Here is a 19,278-nt window from a genome sequence, read left to right as displayed (position 1 = left end):
GGAGAAGAGAATGATGTGGAAGAAATTATCTTTATTATTCATGATGGCACTGGTTGCCGTAATTATGGCGGCCTGCGGTTCTAATAACGAAAAAGAAACAGGCAGCAAGCCGAAAAAAGAGGCGGAAGAAGTAACTGTCAAGCATGAACTGGGTGAAACGAAGGTAGAGAAAAACCCGGAAAAAGTAGTGGTATTTGATTTTGGTTCCCTTGATACGCTGGACAAGCTGGGTGTGGAGGTAACGGGCCTTCCGAAAGAAAATATTCCTAAGTATTTGTCCAAGTATGAAGAAGATAAGTATGAGAACACAGGGAGCTTGAAAGAGCCTGATTTTGAGAAGGTCAATGAATTATCGCCAGATTTAATTATTATTTCCGGGCGCCAGGCTGAATTGTATGATCAATTTGCGGAAATCGCTCCAACTATTTACTTAGGGGTGGATCCGGCTGATTATATGAATTCATTCAAAAACAATGCCACAACAATAGGGGAAATCTTCGGGAAAGAAGAGGAAGTAAAAACAGAATTGGCAAGAGTGGAAGAAGAAATCGGTCAATTGAAGGAACAGGCATCGAAGGAAGATAAAAAAGCTTTAGTTGTGTTAGCAAGTGACGGAAAGGTCAGCGCTTACGGTCCAGGATCCCGCTTTGGCTTGATCCATGATGTATTCGGAGTCAAACCGGCCGATGAAAATATCGAGGTATCTAGTCACGGACAAAGCATTTCCTTTGAATATATCGTGGAGAAAAATCCTGATTACTTGTTTGTTGTTGACCGGGGCGCAGTTGTTGCAGAGGGCGGCGGTTCCTCTGCCAAACAAGTGATTGAAAATGACTTGGTGAAGAATACAAACGCCTATAAGAACGATAATATTGTTTACCTCGACCCTGGTTATTGGTACTTATCCGGCGGCGGATTGCAATCCGTTCCTGAAATGGTGAAGGAAGTACAAGCAGGATTGAAGTAAGAGACATAACCTCCAGCAAAGCCTTGCTTTTGCGGAGGTTATTTTTTATTCTCAAGTTCTCAGTTGAAATTTCATCCTAAGAAGGTGAAATAACAAGGCCATTTTTATCTTAAGGGTTGTTTAAAAAAGGAAAAGCGTGGAATAACATACTATCTTGATAATAGTCGGATCTCATCGGAAGCTTACTAAAACAGCAAAGGTGGTAGTGTATGTTTTTCCATAAGAAAGAACTTCAATTCCACGCAAAACCAGATAAGCCGGATCCAGTATATGCAAAGCAATTGCAGGAAATTCTCGGCGGGCAGTTCGGTGAAATTTCAGTGGCTATGCAATATCTTTTTCAAGGATGGAACACAAGAGGCAACGAAAAGTATAAGGATTTGATTTTAGATACAGGAACAGAGGAGCTTGGACATGTAGAAATGATTGCAAAGATGATTGCACGCCTATTAGATAAAGCGCCGGTTAATGAGCAGGAAAAGGCGGCTAAAGACCCCGTCATCGGTGCTGTAATGGGCGGGATGAATCCGCATCATGCGATTGTCTCAGGGCTGGGTGCTATGCCGGAAAATAGCACAGGCGTGCCGTGGAGTGCCGGTTACATCGTGGCGAGCGGCAATTTGCTGGCTGATTTCCGCGCAAATTTAAATGCAGAGTCTCAAGGACGGCTGCAGGTAGCCCGGTTATACGAGATGACCGAGGACCGCGGTGTCAAAGAGATGCTGTCCTTTTTGCTGGCGCGTGATACCATGCATCAAAACCAGTGGATAGCAGCAATTAAAGAGCTGGAAGAAAAAGAAGGGGTTGTCGTTCCTTCCACCGTGCCGGCTGAATATGAAGCAACAGAGTTTTCCCATAAATTGTATAACTTTTCTGAAGGAGAAGACAGCAGAAAAGGAAGCTGGGCGGAGGGCACAGCACCAGATGGACAAATGTTTGAGTATGAGGAAATGCCGGTCATTTACGGAGAAAAACCAAAGCTTGCTCCTGCTCCGGCATATATGCATAGCACCCCGCCTCATGACCCGAAATAAAAAACATTAAAGGAGGAGAGAACATTGAAGAAAGAGGTATTAGACGGTGTCTTATGTGAAGTAAATAACTGTGTGTATTGGGAGAAAGGAAATCGCTGTTCTGCTGATGAGATCCTGGTTGTCAGCCAGCAAGGCCATAAGGCATCAAACGTAGAGGAAACGGACTGTCAGACATTTGAGAGAGCATAACATCGAAAAAAGGGCTTGCCGGCAACGGCAAGCCCTTTTGCCTGTCCAAAATAAGGAGGGAATGAAGCAGATATTTTTGAGGAAGCTACAAAGGAGGGGGTGTAAGTCTTGGCAAAAGATGTCTTATGTGAAGTAAACAACTGTGCTTATTGGGCCCAAGGAAATGAATGTACAGCAGACCGCATTTATGTTGTCAGCCATAAAGGAAACCAAGCGGCTACTACGAAAGAAACGGACTGCAAAACATTCGAGCCGGAAGTATAATCAAAAAGGCTGACTCTCTTGCTGTAGAGTCAGCCTTTTATTTTCCTGTTAGCGAAGCCGGATGGCAGTTTAACTAAACAGCTAGGACAGCGGAAGCAAAATTTGAAAAGTCGTGCCAAAAGGCGAGCTTTGCTTTAATGTGAGCTCTCCTTTTAACGCTTGCGCCAGCAGTTTACTGTAAGGAAGACCAAGCCCGAGGCCGCGCACTTTATATTTTTTATGCTCGCCGCGGTAAAAGCGTTCAAAGATCAAGTCTTGTTCAGCAGGAGGGATGCCGCTGCCGTTATCCTTCACTTCAATTGAAAGCATTCCATCTTCTTGTTCTGATAAAATAACCTCAATTTTCCCTTTGGAATCAACCGCATGCCGGGCATTATTCAGCAGATTCACAATGATTTGCTGAAGCCGGACGGCATCAGTTGAAATGGAGCGTTTATCTGGCAACGGAGACAGCGAGACGGTGATATCCTCAGTTTCTTGTCCTAAATGCCACTGGTGGACAATTTCTGATATTAGTTCGTTCACAGCATGTTCCTCAACAGCTACAGGCAAAGCATTTGCAGAAAATGAATTAAACTCTAATAAATCGTTGACCATTTTCTGCATTTTCGTTGTTTCTTTTAAAGAGATATCAATAAAGTTTTCAGCTTCTTCACCTGTCACTACTCCGTCCTTCACCGCTTGCAGCAGGCCGCTGATAGACGTAACTGGCGTTTTTAATTCATGGGTCACCCCAGCCAGCAATTCTGCGCGCAGCGACTCCAGTTGCTGAAGCTTTTGTGCCATTTCCTTAAATGAATGAACAAGGTCGTATACTTCCTGTTCCTTAATTTGCTCCGGAAGCCGCACTTCATAATTGCCTTCTTGGATTTGCTTGGCCGCTTTAGCCACTTGGCTGATTGGCGTTGCCAGCCGGCGCGACAAAATATAAATCGCCGCCCATCCAAATAACCCCAGACTAATGATCAAGCCTGTCAGGAGGCGGTATTCCTCCGTCACATTTTCAAGCTCATTCTCCGGCTGAAGCATGACGACCCACCCAAAGGTGATATCATCAACCATGATCGGCTTTTTAATCATCCACATGCGGGAGCCGTTTGCTGCTTCAGGGGAAAGCTTAATAACATCGCCTTTTTTCTGTAAAAGGGAGACGGCAAATGAGCTCGTTTCAATTCCGGAGGCAGGCTGGTTAGCTGAAAGCACCTGCCCCTTTGGATCTGTAATGTAAATAGCCGGAGGGTGATCTGATTGTAAAAAAAGCTCGCGGCTTTTTAACATATTTTTATCAATAGTAGGAGAAACGGCCTTTCCTTCCTGGCTGCCGGCGATCCGGTTGGCTAATTCTTCAGCAATAAATTCCGATACTTCAAGCCGGTTGTTCAGCATTGTATGCTGCAGCCAAATAACTGTCAGCATGGCAGCGATCAAGAGGCCAAGGCAAAGGGCGGCGACATAACGTGTTGTCCAGTAACGCAGCAAAGAAATTCTTCTAGTTGTCTTCATGAACACAAAATTGATACCCCAATCCCCGTAATGTTTTAATTTCTCCTTCTGTTTCCGGCCAGTTTTGCAAGGCTTTGCGAAGCCGTTTAACGGATAGGTCTACTGCGCGGTCACTTCCGTCGTAGTCTTGTCCCCAAACGTGCTCAATAAGCTGTTCACGTGTAAACGTTCTGTTTGGCTGGGAGGCAAGAAACAGCAGGACCGATAAATCACGCGGCGTCAGTGCCAGGTCCACGCCTTTCAACGTCACCCGGTGCGCTGAGCTGTCAATCGTTAAGCTCCCGTAGTGTTTAACTGCGGAAGAAGCTGTGTCGCCGCCTGATCGCCGCAGTACGGCCTTGACCCGTGCAATGACCTCCTCGCCGTTAAATGGCTTGGCAATATAATCGTCTGCTCCATCATTGAGCCCCTTCAGCCGATAGTTGACATCACCGAGTGCGGTCAGCATGATGACCGGGCAGGAGCTGGTTTGGCGAATCTCTTTAAGCACAGTCCAGCCGTCTGCTTTCGGCATCATGACATCCAGCAGCACCAGGTCAGGCGGCTCCGAATAGAATAAATCAATCGCTTGCTGTCCGTCAAAAGCTTGGGAAACATGAAAGCCGGCTTTGACTAAATAGGCTTTTAATACTTGGCTGATGGCCAGTTCATCTTCTGCTAGCAGTACAGCTGTCACCTTGCTTCACCTCGTTTTTCTTCATTATAATGAAAAAGCAAATAAGCTGCCAAGGTGACAGCTTAAGGAAAAGATTTCATTTAGCGCTTTTCGTTCAGTGATTGCTGGGCTTTGCGGATTTCTTGCTTGAGAGTGTGAAAGTCTTTATTTGCTGTATCAATGCCAAAGGCTGCCGCCTGTTGCTGTACTTTTGCTTCCCGTACTTCCTTAGCAAGTGTTTCTATATCTTTGTTTTCAGAATGAATGCCCAATGCTTCTGCTTGTTCGCGCATGACGTCGGAAAAATCTTTGATCGGCTTTATTTGCTGGCCTTCTTTATATTTATAAGACGTCATTTCCGCTTTTGTCGTTGCCGGGCCTGCAGCTGTCATGGAAGGAGCAGATCCTAAAATGCCAATGGAGAGGGCGCCGCTCATTACATACGACATCGTTTTTTTCTTCATCTATTTATTCCTCCTATATGCAGAAAGACTTTAATAACGATTTGATATTCTTACTATAAAGGACGAATGTGTCAACAGCATGTCAAATAAAAAGTTTTATGTTTATTTTTTTTATTTAAGAGAAAAATAGTTTTATACAGAAAGTGTAAAAAAATCATTATTTTTTGATGTCAATCAGAGTGGACTGAAATCTTTTTCCTATATGCATAATAGGTCAATCAGGCGATGAGGTTGGTTGTCGAAATTGATATAATAAGGCGGATTATTAGATCATCACTTACTTAGCAGAGGTGGACATTTATGAAACTATCAAAAAAAATGGGAGCAGCAGCAGCGGCACTTATGCTTTCCGGCAGTCTTTGGGCTGCTCCTGCAGAAGCAGCCTTCAGTGATATTTCCAGCGGATATTGGGCGTATCCGCAAATTGAAAAAATGGCAGAGCGGGGAATCATCACTGGATTTAATGATGGGACCTTCCGGGCGGGCGCGAACGTAACTCGGGCAGAAAGCGCCATTTTTATTGGGCGGGCGCTAAATGTAAAGGCGCAACAGGTAAGCGGATTGCCGTTTAAGGATATTTCTCCTTCCGGCACAAGAGCGTATCCATACATTGCCGCTTTAACGGAGCAAGGGGTATTTTCTAACACGGAGCATTTTTATCCGAACCGTATGCTTACAAGAGCGGAATTGGCCAAAATTTTAGTGGCAGCTTTTGATTTGCCAAGAGCCAAAGGGCCGGTGTTTGCTGATGTGCCAGCGAATCACTGGGCAGCTGAATACATCGGAACACTTGCGGGTGCAGGCGTAACATCTGGAACATCGGCTACTACCTTCTCACCGGATGGAAAAGTGACAAGAGGTCAGCTGGCTGTCTTTATTAGCAATATCCTTAAGCATAATGAGGCCAGCGGGCAAGATCAGAAATTGACCGATCCGCAGCCGCCTGCCAAACAGCCAGTCACTGATCATCAGGCGGACATTTCCCAGCAAATTCTGCAGCTCGTTAACCAGGAGCGGGCGAAAGCCGGATTAGGAACGCTGCGCTATGCTGATGATGTCGCAAAAGTGGCCCGGCTAAAATCAGAGGACATGGCAAAGAACAATTATTTTGACCATACCTCTCCGACATACGGCAGCCCGTTCAAAATGATGGACCGGTTTGGCATTCATTACACCTTTGCCGGTGAAAATATTGCCGCTGGCTACAGCACGGCAGAAGCTGTAATGAAAGGCTGGATGAACAGTCCTGGCCACCGTGCGAATATTTTAAGCCCGGATTATGCTGAAATGGGGATAGGCATCGCTAAAGGCGGCGACTATGGCATTTACTATACACAAATGTTTGTGAAACGATAATAAATACAACCTTATTACATGATCTCATGGTCAAATGACAGGAGAAAAGAGGGCCGGACACAGATGCTGTTCGGCTTATTTCTTGCAAATGTGACACAAAAGGAAATAATTTGCTTTTTTCTTGGAAGTTTCAAAATTTTATAGTATGATAAACTTGTTTCGGCAGGGAAAGAAAACTAGTGGATAATCGAGGTAAACAAATGAAGGTGCAAGAACAGGAACAGTTATTGTTGCTCATGCAGGAAGCTTATGAAGAAGCTTATCGGGATGACAGTAAAGTTGAAAAAGTTATGCACATAATTAAAGAAAGAATGCAGGAAATGTACAAAGAGAATGTACATAGCAGGTAAAGGCGGCCACTGTGCCGTCTTTTCTTAATATAGCTAGAAAAGCAAGCTTCATTTAGAACAAAGTAAGGGGGAAAGAGGCATGAAGGGGTTTATTGAACAAAAGACAATCTCCAGCGATTTGGCTGAGCAAATGATTCAGGCGGCAAAGGGAAAGGCGAAGGAGCTGGGGATTACTGTGAACGTAGCCATTGTGGATGGCGGCGGAAATTTGCTCGCTTTTTCCAGAATGGACCGGGCACCGTTATTAAGCATTGAAATTGCCCAGGATAAAGCCTATACGGCTGCTGCGTTTGGACGGCCTACACATGAATGGTATGATGTTATTAAAGATAAGCCGTCACTGAAAACCGGTATTGTGCATACGAAGCGGCTGACCGTGTTCGGCGGCGGTTACCCGGTACGCTGCGGAGAAGACTTGGCAGGGGGCATCGGAGTAAGCGGCGGTTCGCTTGAACAGGATCAGGCCTGCTGCGAAGCGGCGCTAAAATTAATTACATCATGAATTTGTCAGAAAGCTGGAGGGAAGAAATATGCAGCCACCGCGTTTGCAGCCCGGAGATGAAATTCGGGTCATTGCTCCGTCAATGAGCATGGCAATTGTAAAAGGAAAACAAATAGAACTGGCGAAAGAACGGCTGGAGGGACTTGGATTTCATGTTACTTTCGGCCGCTATGTTGATGAGCATGATCTCGTGTTTTCCACATCTGTGGAAAACCGGCTGGCTGATCTGCATGAGGCATTTGGCGATCCAAATGTGAAAGCCATTTTCACAGCTATTGGCGGTTATAATGCCAATCAGCTGCTCGCCCGCATAGATTATGAGCTGATTCGAAATAACCCTAAAATCTTAATAGGCTACAGCGACATGACAGCGCTGCAGCTGGCTATTTACCGCAAAACAGGATTAATTACTTATTCAGGTCCCTTCTTCTCTACATTTGGCATGAAGCAGATGGCGGACTATACAATTCAGGGAATGCTGGCTGCCTTAACGAATGATGCGCCGTTTGAATTGGAAGCTCCAGATACGTGGAGCGATGATAAGTGGTATTTAGATCAGGAAGACCGCACATATTATCCAAATGAGGGCCCGTTGGCGGTCAACGAAGGAAAGGCGGAAGGAAGGCTGGTCGGCGGCAATCTCTGTACGCTTAATTTGCTGCAGGGAACGGAATTTATGCCTTCTTTAAAGGATGCGGTGCTTTTTATTGAAGATGACAACGAGACTCACTTAATGAAATTCGACCGCGATTTGCAGTCGGTTCTTCATTTACCGGAGGCGAAAGACTTGAAAGCGGTCTTGATTGGCCGTTTCCAAAAAGAATCTGATATTACCGAAGCGGCCCTGGTCTCGCTTCTGAAAAATAAGCCGGAGCTTGACGGCATTCCCGTACTTGCTAATGTCAGCTTTGGCCACACAGATCCAATAGCCACGCTGCCTGTGGGCGGCTATGCGGAGATTACGGCGGAACATGGCAGGGTGGACATCCTTGTTTACGGAGCATAATATTTATCAAAAAAGCTTGCCTGGACCATCAGCAAGCTTTTTTCTGATGACTTTTTATGGCTTCGTTAAAGAAATCTGCGCGAAAGGCTGGCCGTGCTGCCTATGTTTGCTTCCAACTCCAGCAATGCCTGCTTCATCTCAATGCCCCCGCGGTAACCGGTCACAGCCCCGTTCTTTGCGATCACCCGATGACACGGTACAGCGATTAAGACAGGATTGGCGCCGATCGCCGCACCGACAGCCCGGACGGCTTTAGGATTTTCAATCAGGCTGGCAATATCCGAATAAGAGCACGTCTGTCCATACGGAATCTTGGTCAAGGTCTCCCATATTTTTTCCTGAAAAGGCGTTCCTTTTATATCGACAGGAAGGGAAAAAGCCTGCCGTTTTCCTTGCAAATACTCGGTCAGCTCCTCTGTAAACGGCTGCAATTCCTTCGCGTTTTCTGCCAAAACCGCCTGGGGAAAACGCTTATGAAGAGCCTGTTCGAATGAGGCATAGGATTGGCCGGGAGAGCTGACATAACAAAGCCCTTTCTCCGTTTTTGCTGCATACAACTGCCATTGTCCACAAGCTGTAGTCGTCCAGTGAATGATTCGTTCTGTTGGCTTCATCTTCATTCCTCCACTTTTTTATTATGAGCCAGCTTCCGATAAGCAGACGGCGTGCATCCGAAGGTTCTCTTAAACAATGTAATAAAATAAGGTGTACTCGAAAACCCGACATTTGAGCTGATGAGGGCAATGGATTGCTCTGTCTCCTCCAGCTGGTTCATCGCTTGCTTCAACCGGACTTGTTGAAGGTATTCCGCTGGAGACAGTCCCTTTAGCTGTTTAAATAACCGTTGCAAATAAAAAGGGCTGCCATGAAACGCCTCAGCTAACATGGATAAGGTAAGAGTCTGGCTGTAATGCTGCTCGATCCACCTGGCGATTTGTCCAATCCACTCTTCAGCAGGCAGAAGAAGAGCATCAGGCTTGCAGCGTTTGCAAGGCCGGAACTGTTCTTTCAGTGCTGCGGAAGCATTTTTGAAAATGCGGACATTTTCTTGGTTAGGTGCTTTTGATTTGCAGGAAGGGCGGCAGAAAATTCCGGTTGTTTGCACGCCGTAAAAAAATACGCCGTCATACGCCTCGTCACATTCTATAATGGCTCTCCAGCATTCAGCCGGGATGCTTGTTTTGTCTTCCATCATTAGCTTCACCTCTCCTTTTATTGTACACGATCATCTGGCTGGTTCAGCAAGCCAATAATATGAAAGCAAAATAACGTAATTTTCATAAAAAGCAACCAAATATCCCCATTAGGCGATAGCTTATTTGTCAGGTGTATGGTAATAATAAATAAAACGATAGAATCAGCCGTCGTTTTGTCTTTAGCTATGTTTAATCAGCCTAGTGATTGTCATTCTTTTTGCTGTATTGATGCAGAGGAGATGCTGCGCGCTTTCAGCCGCCTTACTGGCACTGAGAGAAAAAACGAGTGAACGATCAGCAGCGAGCTTTTGGCATAGACTAATTTTTATATTTTTAAAGGAGTAAGGGATATGGATGTTATAAGAGTAAAAGACTACAAGGAATTAAGCGAACAAGCTGCCAAGTTCGTACTGGAAAGGGTAAAGAAAAACCCTAAGATGATCCTCGGGCTGGCAACAGGGGGAACGCCGGAAGGAATGTATGAGCAGCTAGTGACGGATCACCGGACGGCCGGTACAAGCTACAAGCAAGTCACAACATTTAATCTGGATGAATATGCCGGTCTTCCGCGGAAAGACCGCAATAGCTACTATTCATACATGAGAGAGCAGTTATTTGACCATATTGATATTCCGAATGACCAGGTTCATTTGCCAAATGGCGAAGCAGAGGATTGGCAGGAAGAATGTCTTCAATATGAGCAAGCTATCGCAGAAGCAGGCCAAGTGGATGTCCAAGTGCTTGGCATTGGAGGGAACGGCCACATTGGGTTTAATGAGCCGGGTACTTCCTTTGACTCTACAACTCATATTGTCACGCTGGATGAATCCACACGAAAAGCCAACGCCCGCTATTTCTCCAATCTGGATGAAGTACCGACACATGCGCTGACGATGGGCATTCAAACGATTATGCGTGCCAAGGAAATTGTCTTGCTGGCTTCAGGCGAATCAAAAGCCGATGCCATGGCCCGCTTACTGCAAGGGGAAGCAGATGAGAGCTTTCCGGCATCGGCTCTGCTTTCACACCCTAATGTGACAGTGATTGCCGATGAAGAAGCGCTGAAAAAAGTAACTATAAAAGAAGCGTTTGCTTAAGCCTGGTTTTTTGGCAAATTGCTTATCAGAAAGGACAGTTCTGTTTTCCGTTGTTTAAGGAGGACAGAGCTGTCTTTTGTTTTCATTGGGCTGAAGCTGACTTTTAAGAGGAGGCCGATTTGTTGTCTGACTAAGCCGAAAAATCGGCCCGAATAGCCGATTTGTTGGCTGCTGTTCGTTAAAGACCTTATCATATCAGCTGCTTAAAGCTGGCACGCTCCTTGCAATAAAGAGACTGAATAATCAAACAAAGGGGGAAGCTTTATGAAGGAGACAATTGTGCAAGAAGGCAAAAAAGCGGGTACAAGCTTTATGAAAGCTGCGGTGGTCAATGAGTTTAAGCAAGATTTAGAGGTAAAGGACGTATCGAAGCCAAAGCCAGGACCTGGAGAAGCACTTGTGAAAATCGAGGCATGCGGTGTGTGTCATACCGATTTGCACGCTGCTCATGGCGACTGGCCGGTAAAGCCGAAACTGCCGCTTATCCCTGGTCATGAAGGAGTCGGAGTGGTTGAAGAGGTCGGGGAAGGTGTCACTTCATTAAAAGTGGGAGACCGTGTCGGTATTCCATGGCTATATTCGGCGTGCGGTGAGTGCGAATACTGTTTGCAAGGCCAAGAAACCCTTTGTCCAAATCAAGAAAACGGCGGTTATTCTGTTGATGGCGGTTATGCGGAGTATTGTCTTGCAGCAGCCGACTATGCAGCAAAAATCCCAGATTCGCTTAGTTCTGTGGAAGCAGCTCCTATTTTATGTGCTGGAGTAACCACCTATAAAGCGCTTAAAGTGTCGGGAGCCAAGCCGGGAGATTGGGTCGCCATTTACGGCATTGGCGGTTTGGGGCACATCGCTCTCCAATATGCCAAGGCAATGGGCTTTAATGTAGTAGCTGTAGATATTTCAGATGACAAGCTTGAACTGGCTAAAAAACTCGGCGCGGATGAAGCGGTAAATGGCATGAAGGAAAATCCAGTCGAAGCTATTCAGAACCGGGTAGGCGGTGTGCAAGCAGCAGTCAGTGTAGCAGTTACGAAGAAAGCATTCGAGCAGGCTTACCAATCTGTTAAACGCGGCGGAACATTAGTGGTCGTCGGCCTGCCGAATGACGAACTGCCAATCCCGATTTTCGATACTGTATTAAATGGAGTAACAGTCAAAGGGTCAATCGTCGGCACGCGCTTGGATATGAAGGAAGCGCTTGATTTTGCCGCTAGAGGAAAAGTAAAGGCCCAGATTGAAACAGCGCCGCTTGACGAGATTAATGAAGTATTTGACAAGATGGTCCAAGGAAAAATTAACGGCCGGATCGTCTTGACCATGTAAAAACAGCAGGACAGCCGTTTAGCAGATATATTCAAAGTGAAAGGGCGAGGCGTAATGATCTATGCAAATCCAGGACAGGAAGGGTCAAAAGTAACCTTTAAGAAACGCTATGAAAATTTTATTAACGGACAGTGGCAAGCGCCTGTCGGCGGCCGATACTTTGAAAATGTGTCGCCCGTAACGGGCGAGGTGTTTTGCGAGGTCGCCCGTTCGCAGGCGGAAGACATTGAACTTGCTTTGGATGCGGCGCATGCCGCCAAGGATGCCTGGGGACGGACCTCTGCGGCGGAAAGAGCCAACCTTTTAAATAAAATCGCTGACCGCATGGAAGAAAATCTGGACATGCTTGCGGTTGCGGAAACGTGGGACAACGGCAAAGCCGTCCGGGAAACGCTGAACGCCGATCTTCCGCTGGCGATTGACCATTTCCGCTATTTTGCAGGGGCCATCCGTGCGCAATCAGGCTCACTCAGCCAAATTGACGATGAGACGGTAGCTTATCATTTTCATGAGCCGCTCGGCGTGGTCGGACAAATCATTCCGTGGAATTTCCCGCTGTTAATGGGCGTTTGGAAGCTCGCCCCGGCCTTGGCCGCTGGCAACTGTGTCGTGTTGAAGCCGGCTGAGCAGACACCGGCCTCTATTCTCGTGTTTATGGAGCTGATTCAGGACTTGCTGCCGCCGGGTGTCGTCAATATTGTCAACGGATTCGGGCTCGAGGCCGGCAAGCCGCTTGCATCCAGCCAGCGCATTGCCAAGATCGCCTTTACCGGCGAAACAACGACCGGACGGCTCATCATGCAATACGCTTCCCAAAATCTGATCCCGGTCACGCTGGAGCTGGGCGGCAAATCGCCGAACATCTTCTTTGAGGATATCATGGAGAAGGACGATGCCTTTTTGAATAAAGCGATTGAAGGTTTTGTGATGTTTGCCTTGAATCAGGGGGAAGTGTGCACCTGCCCGTCTCGGGCCTTGATTCATGAAAGCATTTACGACCAGTTTATGGAACGCGCCCTGCAGCGTGTCCGGCAAATTCAAACCGGCAACCCGCTGGATACAGACACGATGATGGGCGCGCAAGCCTCCAGTGAACAAATGGAGAAAATCCTCTCCTATATAGATATCGGCAGCCAGGAAGGAGCGGAGTGCCTCGCGGGCGGCGGCCGAAACACCATCGCCGGGTTGGAAAACGGCTATTATATCCAGCCAACTGTCTTTAAAGGCACAAATAAGATGCGCATCTTCCAGGAAGAGATTTTCGGGCCGGTCGTCTCCGTCACTACCTTTAAGGATGAAGAGGAGGCGCTGGCGATCGCCAATGACACGCTGTACGGGCTTGGAGCCGGCGTCTGGTCCAGGCATATGAACCGGGCGTACCATTTTGGCCGCAGCATTCAGGCGGGGCGCGTATGGACAAACTGTTACCATCAATACCCGGCTCATGCCGCTTTCGGCGGCTATAAAATGTCGGGCATCGGGCGTGAAAATCACTTGATGATGCTGTCTCACTATCAGCAAACGAAAAACCTGCTTGTGAGCTACAGCGAGGAGGCGCTTGGGTTTTTTTGATCAAAAGCAAGCAGCCGGCACTTGAGCTGGCTGCTTTTATTTTTCATTCAAATAGTAGCGTATTTGTCTTTTGGACAGACCGAGCCGGGAAGCTGCCTGTTCACGGTTACCGGCAGTTTCTTTTAAGGTGCTGTGGATAACCGCTACAATAAGATCTTTCTCCATTTTTTTCATGGTCTGGAGCAGTTCGTTTAACTGAACGGTCTGCTCACCTTTATATAGATGCTCTACTTTGCGGGACAGCTGCCGCCAGTCATTGAGAAAATCATCTTGTGTATTCAAAGCGACCGTCTGGACAGCTGGATGCTGGCCATTTACTTTTCCGGGCAGCAAGTGAGGAGGAATAATCATGCCTTCATGTGCTAGAGCAGCCGTGCGGCGGATCACATTGGCAAGCTCTCTCATATTTCCAGGCCAGTCATAGCGCACCATTTGTTCAATGGTTTCCTCGGCGAAAACGATCTTCTCATTTGTTTGCTGAATGAGTGATTGAATAAGAAACGGAATATCCTCCCGCCGTTCCCTAAGCGGCGGGATGGTCAATTTCACGACATCCAGGCGATAGAGCAGATCCTCGCGGAAAGAGTTCTGGCGAACGGCTTTTTCCAGGTTAACATGTGAAGCGGCAATGATGCGGGCGGTGGTCCGTCTTGGGACAGTTCCCCCGATTTTCATAAACTCCCCCGTTTCGAGCACCCGCAGAAGCTTTACTTGGGTAGCTGGAGTTGCCTCCGCGATTTCATCGAGGAACAGCGTGCCGGACGAAGCAGCTTCAAAATAGCCGACCCGCTCAGCTGCAGCGCCGGTAAAAGCCCCTTTCACATGGCCGAACAGTTCACTCTCAAGCAAGGATTCCGAAATGGCTCCGCAGTTGATGCCGACAAATGGTTTATCCTTCCGTTCGCTCGCCGCGTGAATATAATTGGCCAGCACTTCTTTTCCTGTGCCTGTTTCCCCTTCTATTAAAATAGTAATATTTTTAGAAGCGATTTTATAAGCAAACTGATATAATTCGTGCATTTGGGGGTTCGTGCCAAGAAAACAGCCAAGCTGTTCGGCAAGGGCTGCATAGCCGGCTTCCTTACTACTTAGGAAAGAGTTTTTCAACAGGCGATCAGCTAGCTGTTCAATGGCTTCAATATCTTCGAATGGTTTTTCAATAAAGTCAGCAGCTCCCTTTTTAATGGCTTCTACAGCCGTTTTCACCGTACTGTAGCCCGTCATGATGATGCAAGAGCAATGGGGAGCCTTCTTCTTTAAATCATGCAAAATATCAAGCCCATTGCGGTCAGGTAGCCGGATATCAATAAAGGCCAGCTGAAAGGACGAATAATCGCTCATTTGGTCAAAACGACGGCCACTTTCAATATGAGTCGTTTCATATCCTTTCAAGCGAAAGAGACGTTCTAGAAAACGGGCAACTTCCCGTTCATCTTCCACGATTAAAATGCGTTTCATCAGTTTATTCACAGCCTTTCATTTAAGAGGGGGATGGATAACGTGAAGATTGTCCTGTGCGGCTGTATACTTTCTGCAAAGAGCCGGCCTCCGTGTGATTTAGCAATTCCAAAGCTGACGGGCAGCCCAAGACCGGTCCCGCTGCTTGCTGCCTTCGTAGTAAAAAACGGGTGGAAAATTTCATTGGCAATAGCAGCATCAATTCCGCTGCCGTTATCTATTACTTTCAAAAAAGCTGACTGTTGATCAGCTGCTGTTTCAATGATCAACTTTCGTTTTCTGTCTGTTACTTCCTCTAAAGCATCCTTAGCATTAATAAGCAGGTTCACAGCAATTTGGCTCAGCTGCTGTAAATTTCCATTGATAAGAGGGAGGGAATCAGCCAGCCTGATATCTAATTGGATGTTTTGCTTTTCAATTTGCCGGCGCGTCAAACTTAGAGCCTCTGTCACAGCTTGATTTAAAGAACAGGGTTTAAAAGCAAACTCCTCCTGTCTAGAAAAAGCGAGCAAGCTGCGTATAATGGTTCGGCAGCGCTTTCCGCAAAGGTCGATGTCATCGAGCAGAGGCTTGATTTGTTCATTTATCTTATTCCTTCGCAACAGCAGCTGCGTGTTGCCGATGATGGCGGTTAACGGATTGTTCAGCTCATGCGCGACTCCCGCTGCCATTTCCCCGATTGCTGCCAGTTGGCCGGAATGAAGGAGCTGGGCCTCCATCTGCCGTTTTTCGGTGACATCTTTACTGTACAAAATAACAGCATGAAGAGCAGCTTCCTCTCCGAAAAGCGGGTAGCAGGAGCAGTCATAAAACTTATTTTGGAACCGCAATTCGGCATAGTGCGGCTTATGGGACTTCACGGTTTCTTCAAACGGATTGTTTGCAGATCGAGAGGCCTCTTGTATGAAGGGACGAATATCTTCAAAGTCTTCCAGTGGCCAGGCAGACACAGCGGCATCATTTTTTGATAAAACGGTCCCGTTCGGAGAAATGATCAAAATAGCATCAGAGACGGCGCGGAAGGTTTCTTCCCACTGCTGCTTACCGGCAAAAACCTCTTCATACAACCGGGCATTTTCAACACAGACCGCAATTTGTCCGGCTAAATGCAAAAGGAACGCCTGGTCATTGGCATCATAAGAAAAGGGAGAACATCCGCCCAATGACAGCACTCCAATGATTTTTCCCCGGCTTGTCAAGGGGAAGAGAAAGACAGATTGAAGGCTGAGCTGCTGAAAAGCTTCTTTTTCAAGGAACTCGCAGGTGTCCCCTTTCTGATAGATCCTTTCCTGTCCTGTTGCAAACACTTCATAATATAGAGAGTTCTTGTGAGGAAAAGGTGTTCCCTTTTTTAAGTAGAGCGCTTCTTCCGGAGAAACATAAGATAGACGGAGTTCTTTGCCATCAAACAGAGCAAGGCTGACACGTTTGATGGGATAGATGTCCCCGAGCCTTTTTAATGTTTTTTCCAGCATTTCTTGAACAGACATATTCATATTAAAGCTTCTCATCACTTCATTCATTAATTCCAGCTGGCTGTTTCGTTTCTTTAATTCCTCTACCGTTGTTTTTAATTCTGTATAGTAGTTTTGTTTTGATGATCGAACGCCTGTCAGCAATTCAATCATTTCCTGTTTTTTCATCGCTGTCACCTATAAAGCTTTGCGGAGAAGCGAGGCCACTTCCTCCGCAGTAATGTCGCGCGGATTGGTAATCATGCAGGCATCCGCTAAGGCTGTTTCACTAATTTCAGGGATAAAAGCTTCTTCAAATCCCATTTCTGATAAGGTCAGCGGAGCGCCGATGTCGATGGATAGCTTTTTGACAAAGCTGATCGCCTTTTCCCCGGCCGCTGACGGAGAAAGTGATTGTACATCTTCTCCCATGAGAGAAGCGATTTCTTTAAATTTATCGGGTGATGCCAGCAGATTGAACTCCATGACATGAGGAAGAAGCACTGCATTGATATCGCCGTGAAGAAAAGGGTAACGGCCGCCGATTGCATGGGCCATCGCATGCACGGCGCCAAGAATGGCATTGGAAAAAGCTAGGCCTGCATGCAGGCTTGCCATTGCCATTTGCTCTTTCGCCTCTTTGTTGTATTTGGAGGCAACAGAAGGGCGCAAATAACGGGACGATAAAGCCAGAGCGTTTTTGGCGTGAACATCTGTAAGCGGAGTAGCCGCCACACTAACGAAGGATTCGATGGCATGAGTGATGACATCAAGGCCTGTAGAAGCGGTCAAATACGAACTTTTTGTCGAAAGAGCATCAGGATCCACTACGGCGATATCCGGAACAAGAGATTTAGAGACAATCGTCATTTTTTTCTGCCGGTCTGTATCAAGGATGACAGAAAATTGAGACACTTCAGAGCCTGATCCGGCAGTTGTCGGCACCATCACCAGTGGAGGGAGCGGTGAAGAAATACGGTCTACCCCTTCATAGTCGCGGATATGTCCGCCATTTGTCGCAAGCACGGCAGCTGCCTTGGCAGTATCGATTGCGCTTCCGCCCCCTACTCCCACTAGAGCATCGCATTCATAGTCCAGATAAGCGCGGGCGCAGCTTTCCACTTCTTTATCCTTAGGATTAATGCTGACATTGGAAAAGAGAAACGAGGCGAGACCTGCTTCTCGACAGCTTGTTTCCACCAAGTCTGACCAGCCGGCCTGAGTGACTCCTTCGTCCGTAACGATCAGCACTCGCTTGGCCCCGAGGCGGGTACAGCTTTCCCCCGTATGCTTCATTGACCCGCTGCCAAAAATAATTTCGGGCATCACAAATTTATACATAAAGACACCGCCTTTTGTTTAATTTCTCTTTCCTTATTGTATCATTTCACCGAAAGGTTTTTTATATGGAAAAAGGGCTTATTCAGCCAAAATAGCTGGATAAGCCCTTGTTTATTGATCTTATTTAAACACTTTCATACGCTCGCTCAGCGGCTGGAATTCCTTGTCGCCAGCAGGTGCCACAGGCTGGCCGAATGGCATTTGAGCATGAAGTTTCCAAGAGGCAGGAATATTCCACTCGTTGCGGACTTTTTCATCAATAAGCGGCTGATAGTGCTGAAGGGTAGCACCGAGGCCCTCTTGTTCTAATGCCGTCCAGACAATAAATTGCAGCATGCCGGATGATTGCAGGGAGTATTCCGGGAATTTATCGCTGTATGTCGGGAATTGTTCTTGAAGAGCTCTTACTGCTTCTTCGTCTTCGAAAAAGAGAACGGTGCCAGAACCGGCTTTGAACATTTCCATTTTTTGTTCTGTTGGGCCAAAGTCTTCTGCTGGAACAATTTCACGCAAAGTTTCTTTCGTTAAATCCCAAAACTTGTCATGATGCTGATTAAATAAAACAACAACCCGGCCAGATTGGGAGTTAAAAGAAGTTGGTGTGTGTTTTACTGCGAACTCAACCACTTCTTGAATACGCTCGTTTGATACAGCGTGATCTTTGCTGATGACATAAATAGAACGTCTTTCTTCTACCGCAGTATAAAAGTCTTTTGCCATTTTCATTTCCTTCTTTCTTTTCATGATTTTCCGCCATAGAGGCGGCGAATATAGACTAAAGCTTAAAAACTTCGTTTGTTACATTTCGTAACTAAATATAAAATAAAAATAAAGGTATGTCAAGTAACTTTGTTCATTAAAGTAAATAGATTTCTTTTTAGAGAAAAAAGGGTATAATAAGGCTATGAAGAGGTGAAATTGATGGGAAATTTTCAGCTTTGCCCTAAATTTGAAAAGGGAATGCAGATGCTCGGAAAGCGGTGGACCGGCTTAATTATTAATCAGCTTCTTTCCGGGCCGCAACGGTTCTCGGAAATTAAAGCGGACCTTCCAATCAGCGGCAAGCTGCTGACAGAGCGTTTGAAAGAAATGGAAGAAGAAGAACTTGTTACCCGGAAGGTGTATGCAGAAGTGCCTGTGCGTGTAGAATATGAGCTGACGGAGAAAGGAAGAGCGCTTCAGCCTGTTATGAAAGAAATCTCTAAATGGGCGGAGGAATGGGTGGAAGTTTAAGCAGACTCTGTTTAAAAAGTGAAACAAGGTGGAAAAGGAGGGAAGGGAACAAGTAGTTCTCTTTGCATCAAGCTTACTTGCCGGGATGGAACAGCTTCGGCCTGGGCCGTACAAGGAAGCAGCCTAATCACATTTTAAACTAAAGGAGCTTAACACATGACACAAGATCTGCAGCAATTTCTTTCAGTTATGAGAGAGGCTTATGAAGAGGGCCAGAAACAAGAGGCTACATTAAATAGCGTGCTTAAGTTAATTGAAGAAAAAGTGGAATGGGCTGTTGCGCCAACTAATTAAAAATGAGTTTGCCCGGCTTA

The 19,278-nt window shown here is 46.5% G+C and carries 22 protein-coding genes; 13 read left to right on the top strand and 9 right to left on the bottom strand.

Annotation, left to right across the window (positions count from 1 at the left end; all coding sequences use genetic code 11):
- Nucleotides 1–10 precede the first annotated feature (10 nt).
- The 4 genes from BBA02S_RS05750 (at nucleotide 11) to BBA02S_RS20195 (ending at nucleotide 2,454) form a co-directional block, all read left to right on the top strand.
- Nucleotides 11–967, top strand: a complete 957-nt coding sequence (locus BBA02S_RS05750) for a siderophore ABC transporter substrate-binding protein (protein WP_041113466.1) — start codon at nucleotides 11–13, stop codon at nucleotides 965–967.
- Nucleotides 968–1,176: 209 nt separating this feature from the next.
- Nucleotides 1,177–2,001, top strand: coding sequence for a manganese catalase (locus BBA02S_RS05745; protein WP_041113467.1), 825 nt, complete (start codon nucleotides 1,177–1,179; stop codon nucleotides 1,999–2,001).
- Between the two features lie 24 nt (nucleotides 2,002–2,025).
- Complete coding sequence (locus BBA02S_RS20200; protein ID WP_082027992.1) at nucleotides 2,026–2,190, top strand: DUF1540 domain-containing protein; 165 nt, start codon at nucleotides 2,026–2,028, stop codon at nucleotides 2,188–2,190.
- Nucleotides 2,191–2,298: 108 nt separating this feature from the next.
- Nucleotides 2,299–2,454, top strand: a complete 156-nt coding sequence (locus BBA02S_RS20195) for a DUF1540 domain-containing protein (RefSeq protein ID WP_065849525.1) — start codon at nucleotides 2,299–2,301, stop codon at nucleotides 2,452–2,454.
- Between the two features lie 81 nt (nucleotides 2,455–2,535).
- On the opposite strand, the gene BBA02S_RS05740 is transcribed toward BBA02S_RS20195, so the two are convergent.
- From BBA02S_RS05740 to BBA02S_RS05730, 3 genes are all read right to left on the bottom strand, one after another.
- Nucleotides 2,536–3,957, bottom strand: coding sequence for a HAMP domain-containing sensor histidine kinase (locus BBA02S_RS05740; protein ID WP_041095719.1), 1,422 nt, complete (start codon nucleotides 3,955–3,957; stop codon nucleotides 2,536–2,538).
- The gene (locus BBA02S_RS05735; protein ID WP_041094705.1) at nucleotides 3,944–4,633 is read right to left on the bottom strand and encodes a response regulator transcription factor; all 690 of its coding nucleotides are present in this window, start codon (nucleotides 4,631–4,633) and stop codon (nucleotides 3,944–3,946) included. The genes BBA02S_RS05740 and BBA02S_RS05735 overlap by 14 nt, the downstream gene beginning before the upstream one ends.
- Nucleotides 4,634–4,713: 80 nt before the next feature.
- Nucleotides 4,714–5,076: a hypothetical protein gene (locus tag BBA02S_RS05730; protein ID WP_041094703.1), complete on the bottom strand. Its 363-nt coding sequence runs from the start codon at nucleotides 5,074–5,076 to the stop codon at nucleotides 4,714–4,716.
- Nucleotides 5,077–5,376: 300 nt separating this feature from the next.
- Between BBA02S_RS05730 and BBA02S_RS05725 the strand changes: the two genes are divergently transcribed.
- The 4 genes from BBA02S_RS05725 to BBA02S_RS05715 all read left to right on the top strand — a co-directional run bounded on the left by BBA02S_RS05725 (nucleotide 5,377) and on the right by BBA02S_RS05715 (nucleotide 8,290).
- Nucleotides 5,377–6,432, top strand: coding sequence for an S-layer homology domain-containing protein (locus tag BBA02S_RS05725; RefSeq protein ID WP_052477268.1), 1,056 nt, complete (start codon nucleotides 5,377–5,379; stop codon nucleotides 6,430–6,432).
- Between the two features lie 179 nt (nucleotides 6,433–6,611).
- The gene (locus BBA02S_RS20565; RefSeq protein ID WP_156136528.1) at nucleotides 6,612–6,782 is read left to right on the top strand and encodes a hypothetical protein; all 171 of its coding nucleotides are present in this window, start codon (nucleotides 6,612–6,614) and stop codon (nucleotides 6,780–6,782) included.
- Between the two features lie 79 nt (nucleotides 6,783–6,861).
- The gene (locus BBA02S_RS05720) at nucleotides 6,862–7,284 is read left to right on the top strand and encodes a GlcG/HbpS family heme-binding protein (protein ID WP_041094701.1); all 423 of its coding nucleotides are present in this window, start codon (nucleotides 6,862–6,864) and stop codon (nucleotides 7,282–7,284) included.
- Between the two features lie 28 nt (nucleotides 7,285–7,312).
- A complete protein-coding gene (locus tag BBA02S_RS05715; RefSeq protein ID WP_041094699.1) occupies nucleotides 7,313–8,290 on the top strand; it encodes a S66 family peptidase in 978 nt (325 codons plus the stop codon).
- Nucleotides 8,291–8,355: 65 nt separating this feature from the next.
- Here BBA02S_RS05715 and BBA02S_RS05710 read toward each other — a convergent pair whose 3' ends face one another.
- Both BBA02S_RS05710 and BBA02S_RS05705 read right to left on the bottom strand, forming a co-directional pair.
- On the bottom strand, nucleotides 8,356–8,904 hold the full coding sequence (locus BBA02S_RS05710) for a methylated-DNA--[protein]-cysteine S-methyltransferase (protein ID WP_041113468.1): 549 nt from the start codon (nucleotides 8,902–8,904) through the stop codon (nucleotides 8,356–8,358).
- A 2-nt stretch (nucleotides 8,905–8,906) separates the two neighbouring features.
- The gene (locus BBA02S_RS05705; protein WP_041113469.1) at nucleotides 8,907–9,485 is read right to left on the bottom strand and encodes a bifunctional transcriptional activator/DNA repair enzyme AdaA; all 579 of its coding nucleotides are present in this window, start codon (nucleotides 9,483–9,485) and stop codon (nucleotides 8,907–8,909) included.
- 351 nt (nucleotides 9,486–9,836) lie between these two features.
- On the opposite strand from BBA02S_RS05705, the gene nagB reads away from it, so the two are divergent.
- The 3 genes from nagB (at nucleotide 9,837) to adh (ending at nucleotide 13,478) form a co-directional block, all read left to right on the top strand.
- Nucleotides 9,837–10,583, top strand: a complete 747-nt coding sequence (gene nagB / locus BBA02S_RS05700) for a glucosamine-6-phosphate deaminase (protein ID WP_041113470.1) — start codon at nucleotides 9,837–9,839, stop codon at nucleotides 10,581–10,583.
- A 312-nt stretch (nucleotides 10,584–10,895) separates the two neighbouring features.
- A complete protein-coding gene (adhP, locus tag BBA02S_RS05690) occupies nucleotides 10,896–11,906 on the top strand; it encodes an alcohol dehydrogenase AdhP (protein WP_041095717.1) in 1,011 nt (336 codons plus the stop codon).
- A 54-nt stretch (nucleotides 11,907–11,960) separates the two neighbouring features.
- Complete coding sequence (gene adh, locus BBA02S_RS05685; RefSeq protein WP_041113472.1) at nucleotides 11,961–13,478, top strand: aldehyde dehydrogenase; 1,518 nt, start codon at nucleotides 11,961–11,963, stop codon at nucleotides 13,476–13,478.
- A 36-nt stretch (nucleotides 13,479–13,514) separates the two neighbouring features.
- Here adh and BBA02S_RS05680 read toward each other — a convergent pair whose 3' ends face one another.
- From BBA02S_RS05680 to BBA02S_RS05665, 4 genes are all read right to left on the bottom strand, one after another.
- Entirely contained in the window at nucleotides 13,515–14,936 is a 1,422-nt protein-coding gene (locus tag BBA02S_RS05680) for a sigma-54-dependent transcriptional regulator (RefSeq protein ID WP_041113473.1), read from the bottom strand.
- A gap of 8 nt (nucleotides 14,937–14,944) precedes the next feature.
- Nucleotides 14,945–16,579 carry a sensor histidine kinase gene (locus tag BBA02S_RS05675; protein WP_041113474.1) on the bottom strand — a complete coding sequence of 545 codons (1,635 nt, stop codon included), beginning with the start codon at nucleotides 16,577–16,579 and terminating at the stop codon, nucleotides 14,945–14,947.
- Between the two features lie 9 nt (nucleotides 16,580–16,588).
- Nucleotides 16,589–17,731, bottom strand: a complete 1,143-nt coding sequence (locus tag BBA02S_RS05670) for an iron-containing alcohol dehydrogenase (protein ID WP_041094687.1) — start codon at nucleotides 17,729–17,731, stop codon at nucleotides 16,589–16,591.
- A 120-nt stretch (nucleotides 17,732–17,851) separates the two neighbouring features.
- Complete coding sequence (locus BBA02S_RS05665) at nucleotides 17,852–18,451, bottom strand: nitroreductase family protein (RefSeq protein WP_082028044.1); 600 nt, start codon at nucleotides 18,449–18,451, stop codon at nucleotides 17,852–17,854.
- 201 nt (nucleotides 18,452–18,652) lie between these two features.
- On the opposite strand from BBA02S_RS05665, the gene BBA02S_RS05660 reads away from it, so the two are divergent.
- Together BBA02S_RS05660 and BBA02S_RS20560 are read left to right on the top strand one after the other, a co-directional pair.
- Nucleotides 18,653–18,964, top strand: a complete 312-nt coding sequence (locus tag BBA02S_RS05660) for a winged helix-turn-helix transcriptional regulator (protein ID WP_041094683.1) — start codon at nucleotides 18,653–18,655, stop codon at nucleotides 18,962–18,964.
- Between the two features lie 156 nt (nucleotides 18,965–19,120).
- Nucleotides 19,121–19,258 carry a hypothetical protein gene (locus BBA02S_RS20560; protein WP_156136527.1) on the top strand — a complete coding sequence of 46 codons (138 nt, stop codon included), beginning with the start codon at nucleotides 19,121–19,123 and terminating at the stop codon, nucleotides 19,256–19,258.
- Nucleotides 19,259–19,278: the final 20 nt, after the last annotated feature.

The sequence above is a fragment of the Bacillus badius NBRC 15713 genome (genome assembly GCF_001591605.1).
Taxonomy (GTDB): Bacteria; Bacillota; Bacilli; order Bacillales; family Domibacillaceae; genus Pseudobacillus; species Pseudobacillus badius.
The sequence above is the reverse complement of the archived record's forward strand: the minus strand, read 5'-3'. Positions and strand labels throughout refer to the sequence as shown.

Excerpts from the sequence above, each read along its gene's own strand:
- BBA02S_RS05740 (WP_041095719.1), bottom strand. The coding sequence starts at position 3,957 with ATGAAGACAACTAGAAGAATTTCTTTGCTGCGTTACTGGACAACACGT.
- BBA02S_RS05715 (WP_041094699.1), top strand. The coding sequence starts at position 7,313 with ATGCAGCCACCGCGTTTGCAGCCCGGAGATGAAATTCGGGTCATTGCT.
- BBA02S_RS05680 (WP_041113473.1), bottom strand. The coding sequence starts at position 14,936 with ATGAAACGCATTTTAATCGTGGAAGATGAACGGGAAGTTGCCCGTTTT.
- BBA02S_RS05745 (WP_041113467.1), top strand. The coding sequence starts at position 1,177 with ATGTTTTTCCATAAGAAAGAACTTCAATTCCACGCAAAACCAGATAAG.
- BBA02S_RS05750 (WP_041113466.1), top strand. The coding sequence starts at position 11 with ATGATGTGGAAGAAATTATCTTTATTATTCATGATGGCACTGGTTGCC.
- BBA02S_RS05675 (WP_041113474.1), bottom strand. The coding sequence starts at position 16,579 with ATGAAAAAACAGGAAATGATTGAATTGCTGACAGGCGTTCGATCATCA.
- BBA02S_RS20560 (WP_156136527.1), top strand. The coding sequence starts at position 19,121 with ATGACACAAGATCTGCAGCAATTTCTTTCAGTTATGAGAGAGGCTTAT.
- adhP (WP_041095717.1), top strand. The coding sequence starts at position 10,896 with ATGAAAGCTGCGGTGGTCAATGAGTTTAAGCAAGATTTAGAGGTAAAG.
- BBA02S_RS05725 (WP_052477268.1), top strand. The coding sequence starts at position 5,377 with ATGAAACTATCAAAAAAAATGGGAGCAGCAGCAGCGGCACTTATGCTT.
- BBA02S_RS05705 (WP_041113469.1), bottom strand. The coding sequence starts at position 9,485 with ATGATGGAAGACAAAACAAGCATCCCGGCTGAATGCTGGAGAGCCATT.
- BBA02S_RS05660 (WP_041094683.1), top strand. The coding sequence starts at position 18,653 with ATGGGAAATTTTCAGCTTTGCCCTAAATTTGAAAAGGGAATGCAGATG.
- BBA02S_RS05720 (WP_041094701.1), top strand. The coding sequence starts at position 6,862 with ATGAAGGGGTTTATTGAACAAAAGACAATCTCCAGCGATTTGGCTGAG.
- adh (WP_041113472.1), top strand. The coding sequence starts at position 11,961 with ATGATCTATGCAAATCCAGGACAGGAAGGGTCAAAAGTAACCTTTAAG.
- nagB (WP_041113470.1), top strand. The coding sequence starts at position 9,837 with ATGGATGTTATAAGAGTAAAAGACTACAAGGAATTAAGCGAACAAGCT.
- BBA02S_RS05665 (WP_082028044.1), bottom strand. The coding sequence starts at position 18,451 with ATGGCAAAAGACTTTTATACTGCGGTAGAAGAAAGACGTTCTATTTAT.
- BBA02S_RS05710 (WP_041113468.1), bottom strand. The coding sequence starts at position 8,904 with ATGAAGCCAACAGAACGAATCATTCACTGGACGACTACAGCTTGTGGA.
- BBA02S_RS05730 (WP_041094703.1), bottom strand. The coding sequence starts at position 5,076 with ATGAAGAAAAAAACGATGTCGTATGTAATGAGCGGCGCCCTCTCCATT.
- BBA02S_RS05670 (WP_041094687.1), bottom strand. The coding sequence starts at position 17,731 with ATGTATAAATTTGTGATGCCCGAAATTATTTTTGGCAGCGGGTCAATG.